This is a genomic window from Shewanella sp. 5_MG-2023 (assembly GCF_030547465.1).
GTDB lineage: Bacteria > Pseudomonadota > Gammaproteobacteria > Enterobacterales > Shewanellaceae > Shewanella.
Map to the genome: position 1 here is coordinate 1 of NZ_JAUORC010000065.1, position 2523 is coordinate 2523.

General features: G+C 34.1%; 2 protein-coding genes. One reads left to right on the forward strand and one right to left on the reverse strand.

Annotated features, from left to right (window positions below):
- The first annotated feature begins 429 nt into the window (after window positions 1-429).
- Complete coding sequence (locus tag Q4557_RS19600; protein ID WP_303414997.1) at window positions 430-1500, forward strand: acyltransferase family protein; 1071 nt, start codon at window positions 430-432, stop codon at window positions 1498-1500.
- 89 nt (window positions 1501-1589) lie between these two features.
- Here Q4557_RS19600 and Q4557_RS19605 read toward each other — a convergent pair whose 3' ends face one another.
- On the reverse strand, window positions 1590-2249 hold the full coding sequence (locus Q4557_RS19605; protein WP_303414999.1) for a methyltransferase: 660 nt from the start codon (window positions 2247-2249) through the stop codon (window positions 1590-1592).
- Window positions 2250-2523: the final 274 nt, after the last annotated feature.

Consider the following 2523-nt stretch of genomic DNA (forward strand, 5'->3'; position numbering starts at 1 on the left):
TTATGAGTTATTTTTGGTGATTAATGATGAAGTATTTAGTCCTTTGGCAGGAATAATCCCATCAGTTAATGGATGTAAGTGTTAGCAACTTAAAACGAATGGCGTTATGTTATAACTTCTAAATAATGGGTGGCTTTGTAATTGTATCTAAATAATGGGTGGCTTTGTAATTGAAATAATGGGTGGCTTTGTAATTGCTCAAAATTATTATTAATAATAGCTAAAATTTGAAAGTGAAAATATAAAAACACATAAAATCATATTGATAACAAGTGGTTAATTGTATTTTTTAACTGATAATCTTTAGTATGACGGCATAGCCCTGATGCATAAACTATACTCAATGTGTCGTCAGTGAAGTTCAAATAGGTTATTCATGCCTAAGTATCTTCTTTACACACAAATACTAAATTATCAGATTAGGTGTGCATGAATAATAGAGTAGAGCATATAGATATTGCGAAAGGTATTTCTATTACTTTAGTTGCACTTGTGCATAGTAAGTTAGCGTCATTTTTTCCAGAAATAATAGACAGTATGTCATTATTTAGAATGCCACTCTTTTTCTTTTTGTCTGGTGTTTTCTTTTCTTTCTCTACTCCACCTAAATTATTTATTCTAAAAAAATCTGAAGCGCTTCTTAAGCCTTATTTCTCCGTACTATTATTGCTTTTTGTTATTGATGTTATCTTTCAAAATGATAATTTATTGCTGCAATTGCAAGGGATATTTTATGGTAATGGAGAGACCTTGAGGTGGGTTCAAATGTGGTTTTTAACACACTTGTTTACTGTTTACTGCTTTAGCTATGTTTTGTTTCGATTTACTCACTTTAATCTATTACCACTGCCTATTAAAATGTTCGTGTTAATGCTGCTACTTCTTTTGGGTGGTTTGTATGTTGATACTTTTTGGCTTAAAGAAATTACTATTGCTGGTAAGGTAAGTGTTCTTCCTGGTCTTCCTTTTTCTATTGATATTCTACTTATTTCCTCCTCATTCTTTATTTCTGGGTATTTAATGCGGAATAAAATAATTGGTTTTTCTCCTCATCGGTATTTGCTTGTCTTCGCTTGTTTTATTTTCGTTTGTATTATATTTTTCACCAAATCGTATACAGATTTAAATAAAAGAATATATGAGGCAGCAATAACAGCTTCGATAGGTGCCATAAGTGGAATCTATATAGTCATGTGTATTTCAGTGTTGCTGGTAAAGCATAATGCATTCAAAGTCATATTTCAGAAGTTAGGGGCTGGGAGTTTATTTATCCTTATTTTTCATTACGTGATTCATTGGAAGGTTTATACATTCATATCTTCGGGTGATATTAATTATTCGATAGGGCTAGTGTTTGCAGTGGTAGCTTTTATTTTAAGTGTTTCTTTACCACTTTTAATACAAGAGATGGTTTACCGAAATAATTATTTAGCTTTATTTTTTCTGCCATTTAAATCAAATAAACTATTTACAAGAAAACTAACAGAAGATCCCGAGTAAAGGTTAACTTACTCGCGACTTGTAGTGTTGTTTGGCAGTAATTTTTATGATCTGAAATTATGTTATAGCTATTTATCCAGCCGCTATTCTTAAACTTCTCTGGTAAATCGTAAAATATGGCCTTTGAATTGTTGCTCTAAATAATCAGTGTGAGTGGGTTTGATGTGATTGTGACTAAAGCCATATTCATCCATCTTGGTGGTGAGTTTGTTTTTCCGGCCACGACCGGGGTCGACGATAACGATTTCACATTGGCGATTGGCATGGGTCTGAATGAAGTAAGCCAGTAGGGCAATATGTTCATCTTCGTACAATAAATCACTGCCGATGATTAAATCAAACTGGCCTAAATCACTGTTATCATCTGCCCAATCGACTCGTTCAAAGTTTATCGATTTGTCATTATTTAGTTGGGTATTTCTTAATAGAAAACCTTCAACCTCTAGGTGATAATCTGTGGCAGTAATGTCGTCAGCTCTTTGGTTTAGTAATAAGCTTGAAAGCCCGATCCCACAGCCAATTTCTAGTATGCGTTTACCTTGAGTTTGATACTCGAGCATATGGTTAGCCAGCACCATACTTGAAGGCCATACCACGCCAAAAATGGGCCATAACGCTGAAGAAATACCTAAGTCTTTTGCCGTGTCATCATCGTCACTGAATTGCTGTTTATCGCGAAGGGTACACAGGTGGATATCGTTGTTACCGACTTCTATGGTGTGATAGCGAATGCGCAGAGGGGTCGTCATTATATGTCCTATTTGGGTAGCGAGAGCTAAGCCAAATATCTAATTGAATATAGATGACGAAACAGATGAACAAACACAGTATAGTAATTTTCGATTAGCGAAAAGAATATAATCAATTAATTCGAATAAAACCTTGCTGTGCGGTGGTTACAATAGCTATCGTAAAATTGATGTAAATATATGGGAGTGAATACGAAAATAACAAGGCCACCCATTCTAGTTGGCTAAATGTTAAACACTCTACTAGGCTTTAGTTATTACTTAATTTTCGGTA